At 34.1% G+C, this 23,366-nt stretch carries 18 protein-coding genes and 1 pseudogene; 11 read left to right on the top strand and 8 right to left on the bottom strand.

Annotation, left to right across the window (positions count from 1 at the left end):
• Window positions 1-30: 30 nt before the first annotated feature.
• The 5 genes from DMB68_RS10265 (at window position 31) to pyk (ending at window position 4,561) form a co-directional block, all read left to right on the top strand.
• The gene (locus tag DMB68_RS10265) at window positions 31-267 is read left to right on the top strand and encodes an acyl carrier protein (RefSeq protein ID WP_007137004.1); all 237 of its coding nucleotides are present in this window, start codon (window positions 31-33) and stop codon (window positions 265-267) included.
• A gap of 238 nt (window positions 268-505) precedes the next feature.
• Window positions 506-1,759 carry a beta-ketoacyl-ACP synthase II gene (gene fabF, locus DMB68_RS10270; protein WP_110346595.1) on the top strand — a complete coding sequence of 418 codons (1,254 nt, stop codon included), beginning with the start codon at window positions 506-508 and terminating at the stop codon, window positions 1,757-1,759.
• Window positions 1,760-1,767: 8 nt separating this feature from the next.
• Complete coding sequence (rnc, locus tag DMB68_RS10275) at window positions 1,768-2,508, top strand: ribonuclease III (RefSeq protein ID WP_110346596.1); 741 nt, start codon at window positions 1,768-1,770, stop codon at window positions 2,506-2,508.
• Between the two features lie 125 nt (window positions 2,509-2,633).
• A complete protein-coding gene (locus DMB68_RS10280) occupies window positions 2,634-3,122 on the top strand; it encodes an IPExxxVDY family protein (protein WP_110346597.1) in 489 nt (162 codons plus the stop codon).
• A gap of 5 nt (window positions 3,123-3,127) precedes the next feature.
• On the top strand, window positions 3,128-4,561 hold the full coding sequence (pyk, locus tag DMB68_RS10285) for a pyruvate kinase (protein ID WP_110346598.1): 1,434 nt from the start codon (window positions 3,128-3,130) through the stop codon (window positions 4,559-4,561).
• Between the two features lie 155 nt (window positions 4,562-4,716).
• Here the strand turns inward: pyk and DMB68_RS10290 are convergent, their stop codons facing one another.
• Both DMB68_RS10290 and DMB68_RS10295 read right to left on the bottom strand, forming a co-directional pair.
• Window positions 4,717-5,577, bottom strand: coding sequence for a CPBP family intramembrane glutamic endopeptidase (locus tag DMB68_RS10290; RefSeq protein WP_110346599.1), 861 nt, complete (start codon window positions 5,575-5,577; stop codon window positions 4,717-4,719).
• Window positions 5,578-5,656: 79 nt separating this feature from the next.
• Complete coding sequence (locus DMB68_RS10295) at window positions 5,657-6,454, bottom strand: helix-turn-helix transcriptional regulator (protein ID WP_110346600.1); 798 nt, start codon at window positions 6,452-6,454, stop codon at window positions 5,657-5,659.
• 241 nt (window positions 6,455-6,695) lie between these two features.
• Here DMB68_RS10295 and DMB68_RS10300 point away from each other — a divergent pair, with 241 nt between their 5' ends.
• From DMB68_RS10300 to DMB68_RS10320, 5 genes are all read left to right on the top strand, one after another.
• Complete coding sequence (locus tag DMB68_RS10300; protein WP_110346601.1) at window positions 6,696-7,892, top strand: C1 family peptidase; 1,197 nt, start codon at window positions 6,696-6,698, stop codon at window positions 7,890-7,892.
• A gap of 159 nt (window positions 7,893-8,051) precedes the next feature.
• Window positions 8,052-8,777, top strand: coding sequence for a metallophosphoesterase family protein (locus tag DMB68_RS10305; protein WP_110346602.1), 726 nt, complete (start codon window positions 8,052-8,054; stop codon window positions 8,775-8,777).
• Window positions 8,778-8,820: 43 nt separating this feature from the next.
• On the top strand, window positions 8,821-9,351 hold the full coding sequence (locus DMB68_RS10310; protein ID WP_110346603.1) for a DUF6646 family protein: 531 nt from the start codon (window positions 8,821-8,823) through the stop codon (window positions 9,349-9,351).
• A 421-nt stretch (window positions 9,352-9,772) separates the two neighbouring features.
• Window positions 9,773-12,541, top strand: coding sequence for a pectate lyase family protein (locus DMB68_RS10315; RefSeq protein ID WP_110346604.1), 2,769 nt, complete (start codon window positions 9,773-9,775; stop codon window positions 12,539-12,541).
• Window positions 12,542-13,002: 461 nt separating this feature from the next.
• Window positions 13,003-15,759, top strand: a complete 2,757-nt coding sequence (locus DMB68_RS10320) for a pectate lyase family protein (protein WP_110347074.1) — start codon at window positions 13,003-13,005, stop codon at window positions 15,757-15,759.
• Window positions 15,760-15,833: 74 nt separating this feature from the next.
• Here the strand turns inward: DMB68_RS10320 and amaB are convergent, their stop codons facing one another.
• A complete protein-coding gene (amaB, locus tag DMB68_RS10325) occupies window positions 15,834-17,387 on the bottom strand; it encodes an L-piperidine-6-carboxylate dehydrogenase (RefSeq protein WP_110346605.1) in 1,554 nt (517 codons plus the stop codon).
• Window positions 17,388-17,559: 172 nt separating this feature from the next.
• Here amaB and DMB68_RS10330 point away from each other — a divergent pair, with 172 nt between their 5' ends.
• Window positions 17,560-18,519, top strand: coding sequence for an MBL fold metallo-hydrolase (locus DMB68_RS10330; protein WP_110346606.1), 960 nt, complete (start codon window positions 17,560-17,562; stop codon window positions 18,517-18,519).
• A gap of 71 nt (window positions 18,520-18,590) precedes the next feature.
• Here DMB68_RS10330 and sufD read toward each other — a convergent pair whose 3' ends face one another.
• The 5 genes and pseudogenes from sufD to DMB68_RS10355 form a co-directional block, all read right to left on the bottom strand.
• The gene (gene sufD, locus DMB68_RS10335) at window positions 18,591-19,907 is read right to left on the bottom strand and encodes a Fe-S cluster assembly protein SufD (protein ID WP_031454042.1); all 1,317 of its coding nucleotides are present in this window, start codon (window positions 19,905-19,907) and stop codon (window positions 18,591-18,593) included.
• 47 nt (window positions 19,908-19,954) lie between these two features.
• A pseudogene (locus DMB68_RS10340) lies at window positions 19,955-20,344 on the bottom strand (four helix bundle protein).
• A gap of 83 nt (window positions 20,345-20,427) precedes the next feature.
• Entirely contained in the window at window positions 20,428-21,174 is a 747-nt protein-coding gene (gene sufC / locus DMB68_RS10345; protein WP_110347075.1) for a Fe-S cluster assembly ATPase SufC, read from the bottom strand.
• Window positions 21,175-21,330: 156 nt separating this feature from the next.
• Window positions 21,331-22,779, bottom strand: coding sequence for a Fe-S cluster assembly protein SufB (gene sufB / locus DMB68_RS10350; protein ID WP_110346607.1), 1,449 nt, complete (start codon window positions 22,777-22,779; stop codon window positions 21,331-21,333).
• Between the two features lie 94 nt (window positions 22,780-22,873).
• Window positions 22,874-23,203 (bottom strand): HesB/IscA family protein, encoded by a 330-nt coding sequence (locus DMB68_RS10355; RefSeq protein WP_110305982.1) that lies wholly within the window; start codon window positions 23,201-23,203, stop codon window positions 22,874-22,876.
• Window positions 23,204-23,366 lie beyond the last annotated feature (163 nt).

The raw sequence follows: 23,366 nt of genomic DNA on the forward strand, positions 1-23,366 counted from the left end.
CCAACAAATTAAATTCTAAAATTAAAGATTATGTCAGACATTGCATCAAGAGTAAAAGCGATTATCGTAGACAAATTAGGTGTTGACGAAAACGAAGTTGTAACAGAAGCAAGCTTCACTAATGATTTAGGAGCTGACTCATTAGACACTGTTGAGCTTATTATGGAATTCGAAAAAGAATTTGATATTCAAATTCCAGACGATCAAGCAGAAAACATTGCTACTGTTGGTCAAGCTATTTCTTATATCGAGGAAGCTAAAAAATAATAAATACACACCCGATTTTTAAAATTCCAATATTTTAAATTCCAAACTCCAATTTTGGAATTTGTTTTTGAAATTTAAGATTTGTTAAAAGTCGGGTGTTATTATTTTTTTGAAATTTAAATTTAGATTGGTACACAATCAAAAGATATATTTATATTGTAATGCCCATGGCTCTTAAGTAAATACTATAGTTAAGAAAGCGTGGGTTTTATTTGTTAAAGACACAAAATACATTTTTATGGCATTAAAGCGAGTTGTTGTAACAGGACTAGGTGCTCTTACTCCTATTGGGAATAATATCCAGGAATATTGGGATGCACTTATTAATGGAGTTAGCGGTGCTGCCCCTATTACGTATTATGATACAGAGAAACATAAAACTAAGTTTGCCTGCGAAGTAAAAAACTTCAATATTGAAGATTATATGGATCGCAAAGAATCGCGCAGATTAGATAAATTTGCTCAATATGCAGTTGCGGCCAGTGATGAAGCTATTAAAGATGCTGGATTAACAGACGAAAATATCGACAAACAAAGAGTTGGAGTTATTTGGGGAGCAGGAATTGGAGGTTTGGAAACTTTTCAGGATGAAGTAATGTACTATGCCAAAGGCGATGGAACTCCAAAATTCAATCCATTCTTTATTCCTAAAATGATTGCTGATATTGCACCGGCACATATTTCTATGCGTAACGGTTATATGGGGCCTAATTATACAACTGTTTCAGCTTGTGCTTCTTCTGCAAATGCCTTAATTGATGCTTTCAACTATATTCGTTTAGGAATGTGTGATGTTATTGTGTCTGGAGGTTCTGAAGCAGCAGTTACTATTGCTGGTATGGGAGGTTTTAGTTCCATGCACGCTTTGTCTACAAGAAATGAAAGTCCGGAAACAGCTTCAAGACCTTTTGATGCTACCAGAGATGGTTTCGTATTAGGAGAAGGAGCCGGAGCATTAGTTCTTGAAGAATATGAACATGCAAAAGCCAGAGGAGCAAAAATTTATTGCGAAATTGGCGGTGGCGGAATGTCATCTGATGCTTACCATTTAACAGCACCACACCCGGAAGGAATTGGTGTTATTGCAGTAATGAAAAACACACTAAGAGATGCCGGAATGAATCCTGAAGATGTTGATCATATCAACACACATGGAACTTCTACTCCTCTGGGAGATGTGGCTGAATTAAAAGCCATAAGCGCTGTTTTTGGTGATCATGCAAAAAATATCAATATTAATTCAACAAAGTCAATGACAGGACACTTGCTTGGTGCAGCTGGGGCTATTGAGGCAATTGCTTCTATTTTGGCTATGCAGCACAGTATTGTTCCTCCAACGATTAATCATACTGTTGTCGACGAAAATATTGATCCGTCACTAAACCTAACTTTGAACAAACCTCAAAAGAGAGAAGTAAATGTTGCCATGAGTAATACTTTTGGTTTTGGTGGACACAATGCTTGTGTATTGTTTAAGAAATTAGCTGACTAGTTTTGTCTATGAATATTATCAAAAAAATATTTTCAAAATCCCGTTCTCAAGAAGACGGGATTTTTTTTGACACTATTCAGAAAATTCTTGGTTTTCAGCCGATTACTATCGAATTTTACAAGAAAGCCTTTACACATCGCTCTTCTAACAAATTAGATGAATCAGGAAATCCAATTAATTATGAGCGACTTGAGTTTTTGGGAGATGCGATGTTAAGTTCTGTCATTGCAGCACATTTATACAATAAGGCACCTAACGGCGATGAAGGTTATTTAACTAAAATGCGTTCAAAAATTGTAAGTAGGGAACATTTGAACGAATTAGGTAAAGATTTAAATTTAGTACGATTTGTAGAAAGTAAAGTGCCTATTCAACATTTTGGTGAAAATATCCACGGAAATATTTTCGAGGCACTTATAGGAGCAATTTATTTAGACCGCGGGTATTCTTTTTGTGAAAAGTTTATTCAAAAAAGAGTGATTATACCGTATGTTGATATAGCAAGGCTTGAAGGAAAAGTTATTAGTTATAAAAGTTTGGTTATTGAATGGTGCCAGAAAGAAAAGAAAATCTTTCATTATGATATTTTTGAAGATAACGGAATTGATGGACAACGTTTGTTTGGTGTTAAATTGAGTATAGACGACAAAATAATTGCAAGGGCAAGAGCAACTTCAAAAAAGAAGGCAGAAGAGAAGGCATCACAACGGGCTTATTTTGCATTTCAGGAAAAAATGGATAAGAAATAACACGAAAAGTAGTGTAATATTCCTAATGCTATAACGTTTTCGTTTATAAATTAACAAAAACATACTGTTCTTAACTATTTAAGCTACGATAGAAATAGTATATTTACAGCTTGATATTTCATGATATGGCGATTCATAGATTGGATTTAGACGAATTTGACGAAATTGATTATTATTTAATGGCAATCCACACTTCTTTAGAAGACTATAGATTGGCCTATTTTATCAATAAAAAGCTTCCGATAAACTTAAGTAAGAGCAAAAACGAGATTCATGCTCAGACTAAGGAAGGTGAGACAAATTTTTCCAGATTCTATTATTATGACACCGATAAAGCCATTTCATGGAACCTGATTCAGAATAAAAATGAAATCATTTCAGTGAGAGCAAATGATTTTCAGAATTTGTTTTCCAATGAAAATAGTGAGATTTCAACAACAATTCATTTACTTCCTGAATTCAAAAAAGTAGATTTTTTCCTGAAAATAGATAATAGTGGTGAGGCTATAAACTTTTCAGAAATACAGCAAAAGCTAAATACAATTGAGAGTATCGCAGCTATTTATGCTGTAGATATCAATAAAATAAAATCAAAAAACAATTTAATTTTTTAAAAAAAATGCTTACAAACAAAAAAACCAAAATTGTAGCCACACTTGGACCTGCATGTGGAACGAAAGAGATCATTAAAGATATGATTGACGCAGGTGTAAATGTATTTAGAGTTAATTTTTCGCATGCTGATTATGAAGGTGTAAAAGAGAAAATAAACATTATTAGAGAACTAAATGAAGAATTTGGTTATACTACGGCAATTCTTGGAGACTTACAAGGACCAAAACTTAGAGTAGGTGTAATGGAAGAAGGGACAGTTGTTAAAGATGGTGATACTCTTACTTTTACAACTGCTGAAGATATTGTTGGAAATGCCCAGAGAGCGTTTATGAAATATCAGAATTTCCCTAATGATGTAAATCCGGGTGAGCGTATTTTGCTTGATGATGGTAAGCTTATTTTTGAAATCGTTTCAACTGATAAAAAAACAGAAGTTGTTGCTAAAGTTATTCAGGGCGGGGAATTAAAATCTAAAAAAGGAGTTAATCTTCCAAATACAAAGATTTCTTTGCCAGCATTAACAGAAAAAGATATTGCTGATGCTATTTTTGCTATTGAGCAAAAAGTGGATTGGATTGCGCTTTCGTTTGTAAAAACTCCTCGTGATTTACAAGACTTGCAGGAATTGATTGCAAAACATTCAGATGTTAAAATTCCAATTGTTGCTAAAATCGAAATGCCGGAAGCTTTAGAAAACATGGATAGGATTGTAGCATATTGTGACGCTTTAATGGTAGCTCGTGGGGATTTAGGAGTTGAACTTCCTGCTCATGAAGTACCATTAGTTCAAAAAGATTTAATTCGCAGAGCTAAAACTGCCAGAATTCCTGTTATCGTTGCTACTCAAATGATGGAAACAATGATTACAAGTTTAACTCCAACAAGAGCAGAAGTAAACGACGTTGCAAACTCTGTAATGGATGGAGCTGATGCGGTGATGTTGTCAGGAGAAACTGCTACAGGAAACTATCCGGTACAGGTTATTCAAAAAATGACTCAAATTTGTGAGGCTGTTGAAAATTCTCCACTAATTCATGTACCACAAAATACACCTCAAATAAAAACAAAGCGTTTTATTACGAAAACAATTTGTCAACAAGCAGCTTTAATGGCTAATACAATTCAGGCAAAAGCAATTTGTACATTGACAAATAGTGGTTACACAGCTTTTCAAATTTCGGCTTGGAGACCATCGTCAGCGCACATCTTAGTATTTACTTCAAACAGAAGAATTTTAACACAATTGAATCTGTTATGGGGAGTTAAGTCATTCTTTTATGATAATGAAAATAGTACTGATGATACTGTAACAGATGTAAACAAAATTGCAGTTGAAAAAGGCTATGCAGTAAAAGGAGATTATTTGATTAATCTTGCTGCAATGCCAATTAAAGATAAAGGAATGGTTAATACCATGAGAGTTTCTGAAATAGAATAGTTTTATAAAAAAAAACATATATGAAAATCCATCCGTAATATCGGGTGGATTTTTTTGTTTCAATTCTTATGAAATAGTACAGGTAATAAATGAAAATCCCCGACAAATAAATTGATCGGGAATTCTGGTGTAATTTATGAAATGCTTAAAAAATGTTATTTTTTCCAGTACGGCCTTATAATTCTGTTTTGTTTATGAATTAAAATTAAGAACATCATTGTTCCAAGCATACAGAAAATAATAGCCTGAATAGATCCTTCAGGGCCAAATTCGCCGCCGGTAATAATTTCTGGGCCTTGTATTTTGGCTTCAAATAAGCTGTTTGTTTTTTCGTTTCCGGATGTAATGGCGCCAAAGATTCCCGATTGTGTAAAGTTCCAGGCAAAGTGTAAAGCAATTGGAAGCCATAAATTACGGCTGTAAATAAAAGCTGCTCCAAATAAAAACCCAGCAGTGGTGATGCATAGACTTGATAGAAAAGTACTGTGGGCATTTGCCAGATGAAAAATACCAAACAGGAGTGATGAAATAGAAAGCGAAATATAGCTTCCAAGTTTTTCTTCCAAAATCCTGAATATAATTCCGCGAACCAATATTTCTTCAATAATAGCTACTGTAAACATAATTGCAAAAGGAATCACAATAAACGAGATTGGGTTGATATTTACAATACTGTAGTAACCATTCAGGTACATCACGAAAATAGTGAGCGATTGTAAAATAAAACTCATTAGGACACCGAAAGATATATTTTTGACAATTCCTTTAGTGGAAAATTCGGTTATAATTCTTTTGTCATATTTTTTAAAAAATAAAATATAGCTGAAAATGCAGGCTGATGAAACAAAAAATCCTTTGAGGAGATTTCTGTAATCTTTATCGAGAGAAGTTAATCCCAGTAATTTTGAAGCAATTTGCTGTCCAATTATAACAACTGTCATAAAAATAAGTAAGGCAAGAATCATCTTGGTTACAGGTGATTTAAATATTTTTTGTTTTCCAGTAAGGGTTTCCATTTAGATTTGGTTTTACGTATTAATTTGAAGCAAATGTAGATTGCTGTAAAACCAAAAAATAGAATGAAATTTGCCTGTCTTATAATTTTTGAAATTGTTTGGGTAAAAATCCGGTTTGGTTTTTAAAAGTTCTGATAAAATGGCTTTGATCAGCAAACCCGCATTCTAGACTAATTTCAGTTAAATTACTTTGATTAGATTGTATCAGTGAAAGGGAACGGTTTATTTTAATGCGGCGCATATATTCACCCAGGGTGCATCCAAAATACCTTGGAAAATGTTTTGATATTGTAATAGGATTAAGCTGTAAAACCTGCGCCAGATCCTTCAGATTAGGATTCTCATTCCAGCAGTCATTTAATAATTCATTTAAACTTTTTACCCAGTACGGACTTTTTTCATATTGGTTCAAGTGCTGATGGGTTTGTAATAATTGAGAAAACAACATCTTTATGTTGTCACTTGAAAAAGTATCTGCAGTAAGCGTTTCTTTAAAAATTTTGAGAATCAAAAATTTTGTAAACGTACTATTCTCAACGGATTTTTCAATTATATCTTCGGTAATTTGAAGTTCTTTAAGAAGATTTTCTTCAATTTCGATATTGATATTTCTGGATGGAAAAAGTGTGTCCTGATTCAAATGCATTTCATCGCTGTGATAAAATAGCAGCGAACCCGGTCCGACAGTTTCGTTGAAATTTTTTCGTTTTTCTGTCGTTCCGCCTTTAAGGAAAAGCGTAATATGTGCATTATTATGTGAATGCCAGCCTTCATACACCTTATTTTGATATTCTGTTTCGACTACTGCAATACCTTGTGTGGTACTAAAAATGGTTTTGGTATTGCCTAAATATTTCTCCTTTTCGAGTTCGTACATTCTTGGACTTCTAAAAGTGTTTATGGAACTAAAATACTATTTTTATTAACAAATAAATCCAAAATACTATTTGAATTTTTTACTGTTTATTTTTTACAGTATTTGTAAGTTTTGGATGCTTAATAAAAACATTGTATAAAGATTAACCAAAAAATAATAGTTTTTTTACTTATTATTTAATTGTTTTGTAACAAAATAAATTTTAGGCTACTAATTAGTCTAACTCTTTAAATCATTGATTATGTATAAAAATACGATGAAATCAGTTTTTGCTGTATCTGCTTTTTTAGTAGGTGTAAGCAGCTGTTTTGCACAAGACATTTTAGTAAATTCACTAAAGCTGAACGCTAGTGATAAAAGCAAAGAAAATTTTAAATTCACTGAAGTAATTAATTTAGGAACCACTTCAGTAAAATTGCAGGGTTCATCAGGGACTTGCTGGAGTTATTCTACCAATTCTTTTTTAGAGTCTGAAATGATTCGCTTAGGTAAACAACCAGTTGAATTGTCTCAAATTTTTTCAGCAAGAAATGTATATGTAGAAAAAGGAAAAAATTATGTACGCATGCATGGTGCTGTTACTTTAGGGGATGGCGGATCTTTGCATGATGTAATTAATATGTATAAAAAATACGGAACCGTTCCGAGAGAAGTTTATACGGGATTGAATTATGGTACTGATAAAAATAAATTTGCTGAAATGGCAGCAATTATCGAAGGGGTATTAGCAGCTGTTGTCAAGAACCCAAATGGCGAATTGACCCCGAGCTGGGAAAAAGCATATGCCTCTGTTATTGATTCTTATTTAGGAAAAGTTCCGGAAAATTTTGCTTATAAAGGAAAAAATTACACTCCTCAAAGTTTTGCAAAAGAAGTAGTGGGAATCAATCCTGATGAATATGTAGAGATGTCATCTTTTACCAGTGCTCCTTATTATCAAAAAACGTTGTTAGCAGTGCCGGATAACTGGTCATTTGATCAGGTTTATAATGTAAAAGTAAATGATATGACGGATGTTATAGACAATGCTTTAAAGAAAGGTTATACTGTTGCATGGGCAACTGATGTGAGTGAGAAAAGTTTTAGCTGGAAAAATGGTGTTGCCTATGTTTCTACTAAAAAATATGATGACATGACGGCCGAAGAAAAGGCTGATATGTTTAACGGACCAAAAACGGAGCCGGAAGTTACTGCAGAGATGCGTCAGGCAGCTTTTGATAATTACCAAACAACAGATGATCATGGAATGCATATTGTTGGTTTGGCAAAAGATCAAACAGGAAAAGAGTATTATATTGTAAAAAATTCATGGGGAGAAACAAATGATTATAAAGGATTTTTATTCGTAACCAAAAATTTTGTAAAATATAAAACTACTGCTTTAATGGTAAACAAAGGAGGCATTCCAGCAGAGATTGCAAAAAAACTTGGGGTTTAATTTCTATAAAAATTCATAATTATCCCGATAACTTATAAACAATGTTTAAAGGTTTATCGGGATTTTGTAATTATTTTAGCAATATAAATTTGATTTATAAGTTAATTGTTAAAAGCATCATTTTCTATATTTTTGTAATTCCTGATTAAATAATTATAAATGAGAACATTTGTTATAGGCGACGTTCATGGAGGTTTACTTGCCCTTGAACAAGTGATGAAAAAAGCTGAAGTTACTGAAAAAGACACTTTAATATTTCTTGGAGATTATGTTGATGGATGGAGTCAGTCGCCTCAGGTAATTGATTATTTGATTGCTCTTCAAAGTAAGCAAAACTGTATTTGTATAAGAGGAAATCATGATGAGTTATTATTAGAATGGCTTAAAAATGCAAAAAACAATGAACTATGGTATCAACATGGAGGAGAGGCTACAGTTCTGGCTTATGAAAAATTAAATAAGGGGGAAAAGCAAGTACATATAGAATTTTTGGAATCACTTGAGGACTATCATCTGGATGAACAAAATCGTTTATTTGTTCATGCCGGTTTTACGAATTTAAATGGAGTTGGCTATGAATATTTTCCAAAATTATTTTATTGGGACAGGACTTTATGGGAAACAGCACTTTCTTTAGATCCAAGTATGAAAAAAGAAGATTTGTATTATCCAAAAAGATTTACATTATACAAAGAAATTTTTATTGGACATACACCTGTTAGCCGTATCGGAGAAACAGTTCCGGTAAATAAAGCGTGTGTTTGGAACATTGATACAGGAGCCGCTTTTAAAGGGCCTTTGACAATAATGAATGTAGATACAAAAGAGTTTTGGCAAAGCGAGCCTTTAAATCAATTGTATTCTAATGAAAGAGGAAGAAATTAAGTTGTAAAATTCTATTTTTGTACTTAAAAATATTTTAAAATTTATGAAAAAAGTTATCACACTATTATTCTTGACATCATTCGGATTTACGCAAGCTCAGCAAGCTTTTAAAGGAAAAGGAGATACTAAAGTTAACCTTGGGGCTAATATACAAGATGGAGGATCAGGAATTCAGGGTTCTGTTGATTTTGGTTTGGCAGAAAACTTTTCTTATGGTTTTGTTGCTTCTTATTTATTAGGAGTTAATGAATTTTCAGGTTTTTATAACGGTGGAACAACGCAATATACTAATGAAAAACCGGATTTTAAAGATCGTTTCGATGCAAAATTCAGAATAAACGCAAACATAGGAAATGTTTTAAAAGTTGATGAAAAGCTGGATATCTATCCAGGTCTAAGTTTAGGTTTGAAAAATTTCGGAGGCCATGTTGGAGGTCGCTATTTCTTTACTGAAGGATTTGGTGTGTTCACAGAGTTAGGTTTTCCAATTGCAAAATACAGTGATGATAATGACTTATTTGATGATTTAAATAATCAGGTTACTTTTAGTTTGGGTGCTTCTTTCAATTTATAAGATAATATAGGAGCACTAATGTCTTTAAAAAGGGCGACAATTTGAAATTTCAATTGTCGCCCTTTTTATTTTCAAATTGGAAATATTAATTTTGTGCAGAAATTAAAAATCATATAGGCAATTAACGAACTTATTTAAAATAGGAATATTCTGTTGTTTGTATTTTTTTATTTTGTATTTCATTTTTTCCCAATTTAAAAACTTCATTTTTATTCCAAGTACAATATTTAAAGGTTCTCAGAGTATTTTGGCTATATCGTTATAGTTGTGATATTAATATTTTTTTATAATAATTTTTACGCTATGTATATTTTTAGCATAAATTTTTTTGTGATTAAAAAAAAATATTTACTTTCGTGTAATCGATTACATTATGTTTTTCGATAACTTAAAAAACTATCTATTTACTTAAACCACAATTATGAAAAGAATTTTACTTTACATGGCTTTGCTATTAGTTTCTCTACAACTTGGAGCACAAACCATTACAAAATCATCCGGATGGCTTGAATCTGCTTTTGTAGAATGGTCACCGGCAGCAGGAGCAGACAGTTATAATGTTTATTACACCGGCGGTGGAGAAACAAACAAAAAAATTGATGAACCGCTTATTCGCAGTTATGGGACTTACTTTCGTGCCGATGTTCCGGGTCTTGCAGCAGGATCTTATACGCTTACTGTAAAACCCGTAACGGCAAGTGTTGAAGGTACTGGTACAACAACATCTGTTTTGACAGTTTTGGCTCAGGATCGTAATGGTTTTGCTTTTCAGGGTGGCCGTATTCCGGGAGCTTATAATTTGAACGGGACATTGAAAAACAATGCTATCGTTTTATATATTACCCAAAATACAAAAAACACGATCTCTCTTGATGTTATAACGGGTTCGAATGGTACAACTAAAACTAAATACACAGGTTTACAAAGTATTTTGGATGGATATAAAAAGGGGTATGATATCCGTCCTTTGGCAATTCGGTTAATTGGAAATATTAGTGATTTAACTTATATGCTTAACGGAGATCTTGTTATTGAAAATAAACAAAATGCCTTAAGCTCAATTACAATGGAGGGTATTGGAAATGATGCTGTTGCCAACGGTTGGGGACTTCGAATTAAAAATGCTTCTAATGTTGAAGTTCGTAACATTGGGTTTATGTTAACTGATGCTGGTGAAGGTGACAATGTGGGATTGCAACAGGATAACGATCATATCTGGGTTCATAATTGTGATATGTTTTACGGGGCAGCAGGCGGCGATGCAGATCAGGCAAAGGGAGACGGTGCTTTAGACGCTAAAAAATCTACCTACATCACGTTTTCGTATAACCATTTTTGGGATTCTGGAAAATCTAATCTATTAGGATTAAGTGAAGGAACTGTGTCTGGATTGTATATTACTTATCACCACAACTGGTATGATCATTCTGATTCCCGTCATCCTCGTGTAAGATATTATTCTGCGCATGTTTATAACAACTATTACGATGGAAATTCAAAATATGGAACTGGATCAACTTTGGGTTCTTCAGTATTTATGGAGTCAAATTTTTTCCGTAACTGTAAATATCCGATGCTTACTTCTCAACAAGGTACTGATAAGTATGGAGGAGCTGAAGGTACTTTCTCCGGAGAAGCTGGAGGAACAATAAAAGCTTTTAATAATGTTATGAGTGGGCAAACTCGTTACGTGCCTTATGACGCAGTAAGTAATCCAATAGAATTTGATGCAATTGAGGTTGCGGACAAATCGCTTCCTATAAGTAACGGTATTAAGTCTAAATTAGGTGCAAATATTTATAATAATTTTGATATTGACCCTTTAATTATGTATTCCTATACAGCAGACAGCCCGGCAGATGCAAAAACAAATACGATGACGTATGCCGGACGCATTGAAGGTGGAGATTTGAAATGGACTTTTAACAACGCTGTTGATGACACGTCATCAGATGTGAATGCAGCATTAAAAACAGCACTTGCAGACTATACTACAAAAATGGTGTCTGTGCAGGGTGAAACTGTAGCTCCTGGAAACCAAACATTAGTTTTAACTACAGGAAATAATGATCAGAGTGTTTCTAGTGGAAATGCAATTGCTAGTATCGTATTTACCTGGGGAGGCGATGCTACTGATGCTTCAGTAACAGGATTACCAAATGGAATTATTGCTACAAAAAACACTACAGCTAAAACAGTAACTCTTTCAGGAACACCAACTGAAACAATGGATTATACGGTTGCTACTACCGGAAGCATTGGTTCTGCAGCTTCTATTTCAGGAACAATTACAATGCTGCCAGCAAGCAGCCAGGTAATTACTTCGACTACTAACAATAATCAGACAGTAACTCTTGGTACAGCTATCGCTCCAATTGTATTAACTTGGAGCGGAGACGCAACTGATGCTGATATTTCAGGTTTGGCTTTAGGCCTTAGTTCTGTTAAGGATGCAGTAGCAAAAACTATTACTATTTCTGGTACTCCTACTGTTGCAGGTTCTGCTACATTCACTGCAATTACAACTGGTGCTGTCGGTACTTCGGTTGCTGTTTCAGGAACGATCATGGTTAATACTGTTCCTGTAGGTGATGTAATTCACAATTATACATTGTCTGGAATGACAAGTAATTTTTATACATTTGAAGGAAGTGCAAAATCTGGCCCTGCACCAACAACATATGAGGGATTATCATTGACAAAGGCTCACAAAATGGATTCAGCTGGAAAAGTAACTTATACTACAACCGGAGTATCAACTCTAACATTAGTTATTTTAAGTGCTAAAACTTCTCCAACTATCAAACTTAACGGCACAGCTTATCCAATTCCTGCTGATGGGGTTATAGTGATCCAGAATGTTCCTGCAGGTTTAAACACCATTCTACAAGGCAATGGGGAATCGCATTTATATTACCTTAAAACCTCATACGCAACATTAGGTTTGGGGGATAATGTCCTGGCTTCAAAATTAGCTGTATATCCAAACCCTGTTTCAGATCAATTGTTTATTTCTTCTGAAGATAAAAAAGTAGAAAATGTTGTGATTTACAGCTTATCAGGGTTTGTAGTGAAAAACATTTCAAATGAGGTTGAATCGGTTGATGTTAGTGATCTTGCTTCAGGAAATTATATTGTAAAATTGACTACAGATCAAGGTACTGCTATAAAGAAAATTATTAAAAAATAATCAAGTATTTAAATTTTAGAAAGGGCTTCCAATGGGAGCCCTTTTTTATTTTTATTATTTAGAAAAGAAGTAGTTAGAAAGAGGTTTTTTGTACTTATTTATAATCTGTCAATTTTAAATAGTAATTTTTTTCTTACCAAATTTCAAACATTTAACATTTTTGAATTTATAAAACAAAAAATATAGTTAACGTTAATATTTGTTAAATCACATTTTTGAAATGATTGTCAGGCTTTATAAAATAAGGAATTTTTAATGTGTGTAATTTATTACATTTAATGCAACAAATTACATTTTAATTATTTAAATCAATTTATTTTATTCAATATGTTTTTTTATTGCAAAAATATTATGAATAATTAAAATTTATATATTTTTGCGTAATCGATTACATTTTATTAATGCATTCGATAAAAAATAAAAACCACTTTTTAAATAACTATCAATTAACCAAACCACAAATGAGAAAAAAACTATTTTTTCTGACTATTTTGTTTGTCTCTATGCAAACATGGTCACAGCAAATTAATGAGGCGTCCGGCTGGCTGGAATCTGCTTTTGTAAAATGGCAACCTGTCAGTAATGCCCAAACGTACAATGTTTACTATACCGGAAACGGTTTTACAGACAAGAAAATTGACAATCAATTAATCCGTAGCTATGGTTCTTATTATCGTGCCGATATTCCCGGTCTTAAAGCAGGAACTTATACTGTAAAAGTTAAACCGGTTATTTCAGGTGCTGAAGGAACAGGTACTACAACCGGTACTCTGAACGTTTTAGCTCAGGATCGTAACGGCTTTGCTTTTGATGGTGGCCGTGTCCCGGGAGGATATAAAGCTGATGGAACCCCAAAAGATAATGCGGTGATACTCTACATTACGCAAAATACCAAAAATACGATCTCAATGGATATTACAGGAGCCAGTACAAATCCATGTGTTGGTTTGCAAAACATTTTGTATGCCATTAAAAAAGGAAAAGATACACGGCCATTTATCATTCGTCTGTTAGGAAATATTACAGATATGACTGTTATGGAAGGTGGAGATGTCGTAATTGAAAATGCCAATAATGCATCAAGTTATGTAACATTAGAAGGTGTCGGGACAGATGCAGTTGCAAACGGCTGGGGTGTGCGTCTTAAATCTGCTTCAAATATTGAAGTTAGTAATATTGGATTTATGAATTGCAATAGTACAGCCGGTGATAATGTTGGAATGCAGCAGGATAACGATCATATTTGGGTTCATAACTGTGATTTGTTTTATGGTGATGCCGGAAGCGATGCCGATCAGATAAAAGGTGATGGGGCATTAGATAATAAATCATCAACTTATATTACATTGTCTTATAATCACTTTTGGGATAGTGGAAAAGCCAGTCTTTTGGGCTTGAGTGAAGGAACTACAACGGGTTTGTATATTACTTATCACCACAACTGGTTTGATCATTCTGATTCCCGTCATCCAAGAGTTCGTTATTATTCTGCACATATTTATAATAACTACTATGATGGAAATTCAAAATACGGAGCCGGATCAACATTAGGTTCTTCTTTATTCATAGAAGGAAATGTTTTCAGAAATTGTAAATATCCGATGCTGACTTCTAAACAGGGAACAGATATTTTTTATGATTCTGAAGGTACTTTTTCTGGCGAAGCCGGAGGAACTATTAAAGCCTTTAATAATGCTATGACTGGGCAGACACGTTATATTCCGTATAATGCGACTAATTACCCTGTAGAGTTTGATGCTATTGAAGCAACAACCAGAGGAGAAATTATCAGCAGCAGTATTAAATCAAAACTGGGTGGTAATAGTTATAATAACTTTGATACTAACACCGCATTGTATGTTAAAAATCTGGTAATCGATCAGCCGGCAACAGCGCAAAGTAAAGTAGTGCAATATTCTGGTCGTGTCTCAGGAGGCGATTTGAAATGGACTTTTGATAATTCAGTTGATGACGCCTCGTCTACAGTAATCACGGCATTAAAATCGGCTCTGACGAATTATACAGGAACATTAGTTTCAGTACAAGGAGAAACAAATGTAGTAAGCAATCAGACGCTGACTTCAACAACCAATAATAATCAAACTGTAACAAGTGGTACAGCTATTAATTCTATTGTGTTTACCTGGGGAGGAAGTGCAACAGATGCTACAGTAACAGGATTACCTGTATCAGGTATTACTTTTGTAAAAAATACGACTTCTAAAACCATTACTATTACAGGAACGCCTACCGCTACTCTTTCATATTCAATTAGTACAGTAGGAAGCGGAACAGCTGCTACAGGTTCAGGAACAATTACAGTTACATCTGCAAGTGCTCAAACCCTTACGTCAACCACGAACAATAATCAAACTGTAACAAGTGGAACAGCAATTGGTTCAATCGTTTTTACCTGGGGCGGAAGCGCTACAGATGCTACTGTAACAGGATTGCCTGCCTCAGGAATTACTTTTGTAAAAAATACTACTGCTAAAACCATTACGATTACAGGAACGCCTACAGCGACTCTTTCATACTCAATTAGCACAGTAGGATCCGGAACAGTTGCTACAGGATCCGGAACGATTACAGTTACAGGTACATCAACCGGAAACCAGATTCATAATTTTACAACATCTGGAAAAACAAGTACATTTTATACCATTACCGGAAATATGAATTCGACTGCAGGTTCTGTAACTTATGCCGGTCTAACATTGACAGCCCGTTTAAAAATAGAGTCCAGTACATCTATTACATACACAACAACTGCTGCTTCGACATTAACATTGGTATTCGATTCTAATTTTACAGGAACAGTAAAAGTGAATAATGTGTCTTATACTGCAGTTTCCGGAGTGGTTACGGTATCGCTTCCTGCAGGGGCTAATACGATAACAAAAGGCTCTGTTGCAAATCTGTATTACATAAAAACAGCATATAGTTCAACGGCACGTATGTCATCAAATAGCTCACTGGAACAAGGGTTAGCTTCAGAAAAACTGATTTTATATCCAAATCCTGTTTCTAATGAATTGAATATTGATTCAGATAAAGCAATTCAAAAAGTGGAAGTGTATAATTTAACAGGAGCATTGGTAAATACACAACAAGGAAATAACAATAGTATTGATATGAGTAATCTTGCCAATGGAAGCTATTTGGTAAAAGTTCATACAGAAGGCAATGTTACTACTAAAATTATCATTAAGAAATAATAACCAACTAACTAACCATTATTTTAAAAATAAAAGGCTTCCAAATCCGGAAGCCTTTTATGATTTATTAATAGCTACAAATCAAATTTTATTCCCTGTGCCAATGGGAGACTTGTGGTATAATTAATTGTATTAGTCTGGCGTCTCATGTAGATTTTCCAGGCATCAGAACCGGACTCTCTTCCGCCTCCGGTTTCTTTTTCTCCTCCAAAAGCACCACCAATTTCAGCTCCTGAAGTTCCAATATTTACATTTGCAATACCGCAATCAGAACCCGTAACGGATAAAAATCGTTCTGCTTCACGTAAGTTGTTTGTCATAATTGCTGACGATAATCCTTGTGCAACGCCATTTTGTTGTTCGATAGCATTATCTACTTCTCCTGAATATTTCATCAGATATAAAACGGGTGCAAAAGTTTCATGTTGAACTATTTCGAATGCGTTTTCTGCTTCTGCAATTGCAGGTTTAACATAACAGCCGCTTTCATAGCCTTCGCCAGAAAGTACGCCTCCTTCAACTATAATTGTTCCGCCTTCTGCTACAACCCTGTTTAAAGCTTTCGCATACATTTCTACAGCATGAATATCAATTAAAGGCCCAACATGATTGTTTTCGTCAAGAGGGTTTCCGATACGTAATTGTTTGTAAGCAGCAACCAGGGCTTCTTTTACTTTATCATAAATACTTTCGTGAATAATTAATCTTCGGGTTGAGGTACAACGTTGTCCGGCAGTTCCAACAGCGCCAAAGACAGCTCCGATAACAGTCATTTTAATATCTGCATCCGGAGTAACAATGATAGCATTATTTCCTCCAAGCTCTAATAAAGATTTGCCTAAACGCCCGGCAACAGCCTGAGCCACTATTTTCCCCATTCGGGTTGAACCGGTTGCAGAAATCAAAGGAATGCGAACATCAGAAGTCATTAATTCACCTATAGTATAATCACCGTTTATCAGACAAGAAATTCCTTCGGGTAAGTTATTTTCTTTAATAACCTGGGCAATTATATTTTGACAGGCAATTCCGCAGAGAGGTGTTTTTTCAGAAGGCTTCCAAATACAAACATCTCCTGAAATCCATGCTAAAGCAGTGTTCCATGACCAGACCGCAACTGGAAAATTAAAAGCTGAAATGATTCCGACAATTCCTAAAGAATGGTATTGTTCGTACATGCGATGTCCGGGTCTTTCAGAATGCATCGTTAATCCGTGTAGCTGGCGCGATAAACCAACAGCAAAATCACATATGTCAATCATTTCCTGTACTTCTCCGTAACCTTCCTGTAATGATTTACCCATTTCATAGGAAACCAATTTTCCAAGAGCTTCTTTATTTTGGCGTAATTTTTCTCCAAACTGTCGAACAATTTCCCCACGTTGCGGTGCAGGAATTAAACGAAATGTTTTAAAAGCTTCTGTAGCAGACTGCATTACTCTTTCATAATCTTCAGGAGCTGACATTTTTACGGATGCAATCAATTTTCCGTCCACTGGCGAGTAGCTGTCTAAAATTTCTCCAGATGAAAAACTTTCTATTCCTGTAGATGTTCCTTCATTTATAAATTTGATGCCCAATTTTTCCAGGGCTTCATTTATTCCAAATTGAGATGCTATTGTTGTCATTGTAACTTTTTTAGTTTAAAATGTGATATTTTAATGTAAAGATATTGTTTTAGGATTGAATTTTCCTTTGAAGGCAAAAGTAAATTTAGCGTTATTTTTTAGGATTTTCATAATTATAAGTCGCTAAATTTGTATTAATTGATGAAATTTGTAACCATAAAAAATGTTATGTATGAAAATTATAAAAATGTTTTCAGTTTGTTTGGTTTTAATATCATTGAATTCATTTTCCCAGAAACTTCAAAAATCAGCTTTTCAGGTTGTTCCTTTGGGAGTTAAGGGCGGAATTGACGAAAAAAACCTTTCGGCCTATTTACTGGCACCTGTAAACACTAAAGATTATATCTGTCTGGATGCCGGAACCATCAATGCCGGAATTGAAAAAGCCATTAAAAATAAAGTGTTCAGAGTTTCAGCAAGCCAGGTTCTGCGAAAATACATTAAAGGATATTTAATTTCGCATGCACATTTAGACCATGTTTCGGGTTTGATAATTAACTCACCGGCAGATTCCTCAAAAACGGTTTATGCCACGAATAAATGTATGGAGATGATGGAAAACCATTATTTTAATGACCAGACCTGGGCTAATTTTGGTGATGAAGGACCTGGTTTTCATATTAAGCGTTATCATTTTCAGACTTTAAATATTGGTAAAGAAACTCCAATTACGAATACGGCCATGACGGTGAAATCTTTTCCGTTAAGTCATGTAAATCCATACGAAAGCACTGCTTTTTTAATTAGAAACAATAATAATTACGTTTTATATCTTGGTGATACAGGTCCGGATGCAGTAGAAAAAAGCAATAATTTAAAAGAGTTATGGACAGCGGTTGCTCCATTAATCCGAAGTAAAGAATTAAAAGGCATTTTTATAGAAGTCTCTTTCCCAAATGAGCAGCCCGATCAGTTTTTATTTGGGCATCTTACACCAAAATATCTGATGGATGAGCTTCATAAATTAGAGGAATTAGCTGGGGAAAATTCTTTAAACGGATTTAAAATAATAATTACACATTTAAAACCACCTGCAAAAAATATTATAAAAATTAAGGAACAGTTGAAAACTCAGAATGATTTAGGATTGAAATTTATTTTTCCTGAACAGGGGAAAAGTTTTGAATTGTAATAAATCAGAGTATAAAAAAACCGACAACATACTTATTATATTGTCGGTTTTATGTTTTTTAAATTAGAATATTACAAATCAAATCCTAAATTCACGCCTAGTTTTGTGGCAATGATTTTAGTGATTCTTTGCTTTAATTCAGGTATTTTAATGCTTTCAATAACAGCATTTGAGAATGCGTACATTAATAAAGCTTTAGCTTCTTTTTGTGGAATTCCGCGAGACTGCATGTAGAACATTGCGGTTTCGTCAAGCTGTCCAATCGTACATCCGTGAGAGCATTTTACATCATCAGCAAAAATCTCTAACTGAGGTTTTGCATTGATTGTTGCTTTGTCGCTCAATAAAATATTATTGCTCTTTTGGAAAGCATTTGTTTTTTGAGCTATTTGGTTAACTAAAATTTTTCCATTGAAAACTCCTGTCGAACGATCAGAGAAAATTCCTTTATAATCCTGGAAACTTTCGCAGTTTGGCTGTGCGTGGTTTACCAAAGTATAATGATCTACGTGTTGTTTGTCATTAAGGATAGAAATTCCGTTAAGCGTACTCGTTAATCTTTCTCCGAAATGGTAAAAGTTTAAGTTGTTACGAGTTAAGTTTCCTCCAAATGAAAACGTATGAACATAAGCGTGGCTTTCTTGTTGTTGCGAAACATAAGTATTGTCTACTAAGTTTGCTTCGCTATTGTCATTTTGAATTTTATAATAATCGACAATGGCACGTTTTTGAGCGAAAATCTCTGTAACAGAATTTGTTAAAACCGGATTTTCATTCAGACTTTGGTGACGCTCGATAATTTGAACATGTGAATTTTCACCCACAATAATCAAATTTCTTGGCTGAACCATTAAAGCAGCTTCATTTCCTGTTGAGAAATACATGATCTCAATTGGTTTATCTGCTACTTTTTTCTTTGGAATATTGATAAAGGCGCCTTCAATTGCAAAAGCAGTATTCAATGAAGTTAAACTGTCATCTTTGCTTGCAATTTGATTGAAGTAGGTATCAATTACCATTTTATATTTTGGTTTGGTCAATGCCGAAGACATCAGACAAACATCGATTCCGTCGTGTGTTGTAGAAGACAAATGCGAACTGAAAACACCGTCAATAAAAACTAATTTATAAGTGTCTATTTCGTGTAAAAAGTATTTTTTTACCTGATTGAATTCGATTGCATTTTCCTGCTTTGGGAAAACCGTAAAGTCATTTTTTAAGATGGCATTTAGCGATGTGTATTTCCAGGCTTCTTCTTTTTTGGTTGGGAAACCTTTATTTTCGAAGTTTTTTAAGGCATTTGTACGTATGTCATGTAAATCTGAATGTACATCGACACGCTCTTCAAAAGCCATAAAAGACGATACTAATTTTTCTTTTAAATCCATTTTGTTTTTGTTTCCTTCGGTGTTTCAGGTTTCAAGTTTCATGTTGCCTATTGAAACTTATTCCCTTTGAAATCTTTTTTATTTAAGTAAGTGATAAAGTTTTTTATTTTACCACTTAAATTTTCATAATCTGTTTTTAAGGCTTCGAATTTTTGTTCTGAAATATATTCAAAATCAAAAACGCGATATAACTGAGATCTTGTTTCTCCGGCTGAACCTTTTGCGATAGATAAAAATTGTCAAAATTCTAAATTTCCATCTCTTTCAAAACCTTCAGCAATATTATCCATTACTGAACCCGAAGAATCTTTTATTTGATTTTTAAATCTGAGATCGGATCTTAACTCTGTATGAACTGCAATAAGATGAATTTCTTTTGCTAATCGTCGAGCTTCTTTCCAAATTTCTAAATCCTCAAATCGTGTTATTGTTGCCATAATTTCTGTCTTTATTTTTAAGTTTAAACTTACAAAATGTAGTTCAGCTTGAAACTAAAAAAACATGAAACCTGAAACAAATTTTAATTTTCTGCCTTAATCCAGTCGTATCCTTTTTCTTCTAATTCGTAAGCCAATTCTTTTCCGCCTGATTTTACGATTCTTCCGTTGTAAAGAACGTGAACGAAATCCGGAACGATATAATCTAGCAAACGCTGGTAATGAGTGATAACAATAATTGCATTTTTTTCGCTTTTAAGTTTGTTTACACCATTAGCAACAATTCTTAAAGCATCGATATCAAGACCAGAATCGGTTTCGTCAAGAATAGCTAATTTTGGCTCTAACATTGCCATTTGAAAAATCTCGTTTCTTTTTTTCTCTCCTCCGGAAAAACCTTCGTTTAGGGAACGAGACAAAAATTTACGATCGATTTCTAATAATTCAGATTTTTCACGAATTACTTTAAGCATTTCGTTTGCCGGCATTTCTTCCTGTCCGTTTGCTTTACGGGTTTCATTGATGGCAGTCTTCATAAAGTTAGTTACGCTAACTCCAGGGATTTCTACCGGATATTGAAACGAAAGGAAAACTCCTTTGTGAGCTCTTTCTTCTGGAGCAAGATCAGCAAGATCTTCTCCGTCAAGAAAAACTTCTCCGTCTGTAACTTCATAGTTTTCGTTTCCTGCAATTACAGCAGAAAGCGTACTTTTTCCGGAACCGTTTGGTCCCATGATAGCGTGAACTTCTCCAGCTTTTACTTCTATATTAATTCCTTTAAGGATTTCTTTATCACCAATCGCGGCGTGAAGGTTTTTTATTGATAACATCTTTTTTTTGTTTAAAGTTTCAGGTTTCAAGTTTTCTGTTATGCTGAAAAAGCGAAACGTTGAAAAATCTTTTTATTTTAATTGATATAAAAAATTCTTTTTTTAATAGTTGTAAAGAACAAAGTTTCAGATCAAAAACCTGAAATTTGAAACTTTTTAACCTACAGATCCTTCTAAAGAAATCTCTAATAATTTTTGAGCTTCAACTGCAAATTCCATCGGAAGTTTGTTTAGTACATCTTTACTGAAACCGTTTACAATTAAAGCAATCGCTTTTTCAGTCGGAATACCTCTTTGGTTACAATAGAAAACCTGATCTTCTCCAATTTTACTTGTAGTTGCTTCGTGTTCTATTTTTGCAGATGGATTTTTACTTTCAATATAAGGGAAAGTATGTGCTCCACAATTGTTGCCCATTAATAAGGAATCACATTGTGAAAAGTTTCTTGCGTTCTCTGCTCTTGGCGAAATCTGCACTAAACCACGGTAACTGTTTTGTGATTTTCCGGCCGAAATACCTTTAGAAATAATAGTCGATTTAGTGTTTTTGCCTAAATGGATCATTTTTGTTCCAGTATCTGCCTGTTGGTAATTATTGGTAACAGCGATAGAATAAAATTCTCCAACCGAGTTATCTCCTTTAAGCACACAGGAAGGATATTTCCAGGTTACAGCAGAACCTGTTTCAACCTGCGTCCATGAAATTTTAGCATTAGTTTCGCATAAACCTCTTTTGGTTACGAAGTTGTAAACCCCACCTTTTCCTTCTTTGTTTCCTGGGAACCAGTTTTGTACTGTTGAATATTTAATTTCAGCATCATCCAAAGCGATTAGCTCAACGACAGCAGCGTGTAATTGGTTTTCGTCACGGCTTGGTGCTGTACAGCCTTCAAGGTATGAAACATAACTTCCGGCATCAGCAATAACAAGCGTTCTTTCGAATTGTCCTGTTCCTGCCTGATTGATTCTGAAATACGTTGAAAGTTCCATTGGGCAACGAACACCTTTTGGAATATAACAGAAACTTCCATCAGAGAAAACTGCTGAGTTTAATGCTGCGTAGAAGTTGTCTTTTTGAGGAACCACAGTGCCTAAATATTTTTTTACCAATTCCGGATGTTCTTTAATGGCTTCAGAAATTGGACAGAAAATAATTCCTTTTTCTCCTAAAGTTTTTTTGAAAGTAGTAGCTACAGAAACAGAATCGACAACAATATCCATAGCGACATTGTTCATCATTTTTTGTTCATCTACAGAGATTCCTAACTTTTTGTACATTTCTAAAAGTTCAGGATCTACGTCATCCAAAGTTTTATTTGGATCAACTTGTTTTGGAGCCGAGTAGTAAGAAATGGCCTGAAAGTCTGGCTTTTCATAACGAACATTTGCCCATTCCGGCTCGATCATTTCTTTCCAGGCACGGAAAGCCTCGATGCGCCATTCGGTCATCCATTCCGGTTCTTCTTTTTTAAGCGAAATAGCTCTAACAATATCTTCGTTTAAACCAATAGGGAACGTCTCAGATTCTATATTGGTATAAAATCCGTATTCATATTCTTTGGTTTCAAGTTCGATTTTTAAATCGTCTTCGGTGTATTTTGACATTTTTTTTTATTGAAAGATTTAAAAACTGAAGGATTTAAAATTTGTGATACTTTCGTAATAATTAAATTCTTCAGTTTTTTGAATCATTTAATTATTAAAGAGAGAATGATTCTCCACAACCACAAGTTCTGCTTGCATTTGGATTATTAAAAACGAATCCTTTTCCGTTTAATCCTCCGGAAAATTCCAGAATTGTTCCGGCTAAATAAAGGAATGATTTTTTTTCAACTGCAATAGTTATGTCGTTGTCTACGAATATTTTATCGTCTTCGCCTTTGGTCTTGTCAAATTTTAAATCATATGACAAACCGGAGCAACCGCCGCTTTTTACTCCTACACGTACGTAGTCATGTGCGGCATCAAAACCATCATCATTCATCAAATCGATGATTTTCTTTTTGGCTGTATCAGAAACTTTTATCATTGTTTATTGTATTTGTATTTTTCTTTCATTTTTAATTCAGATTCAAAAAAATATCAATTTTTTAAAACGCTGTATTTCAATGATGAAATGAAATTATTTGCAAAGATACGACTTAAAAACCTTTTTCCATAGCGGTTCACATTATTATAACAAATGTTAAAAT

Origin of the sequence: Flavobacterium hydrophilum (genome assembly GCF_003202405.1) — a bacterium.
Classification (GTDB): domain Bacteria; phylum Bacteroidota; class Bacteroidia; order Flavobacteriales; family Flavobacteriaceae; genus Flavobacterium; species Flavobacterium hydrophilum.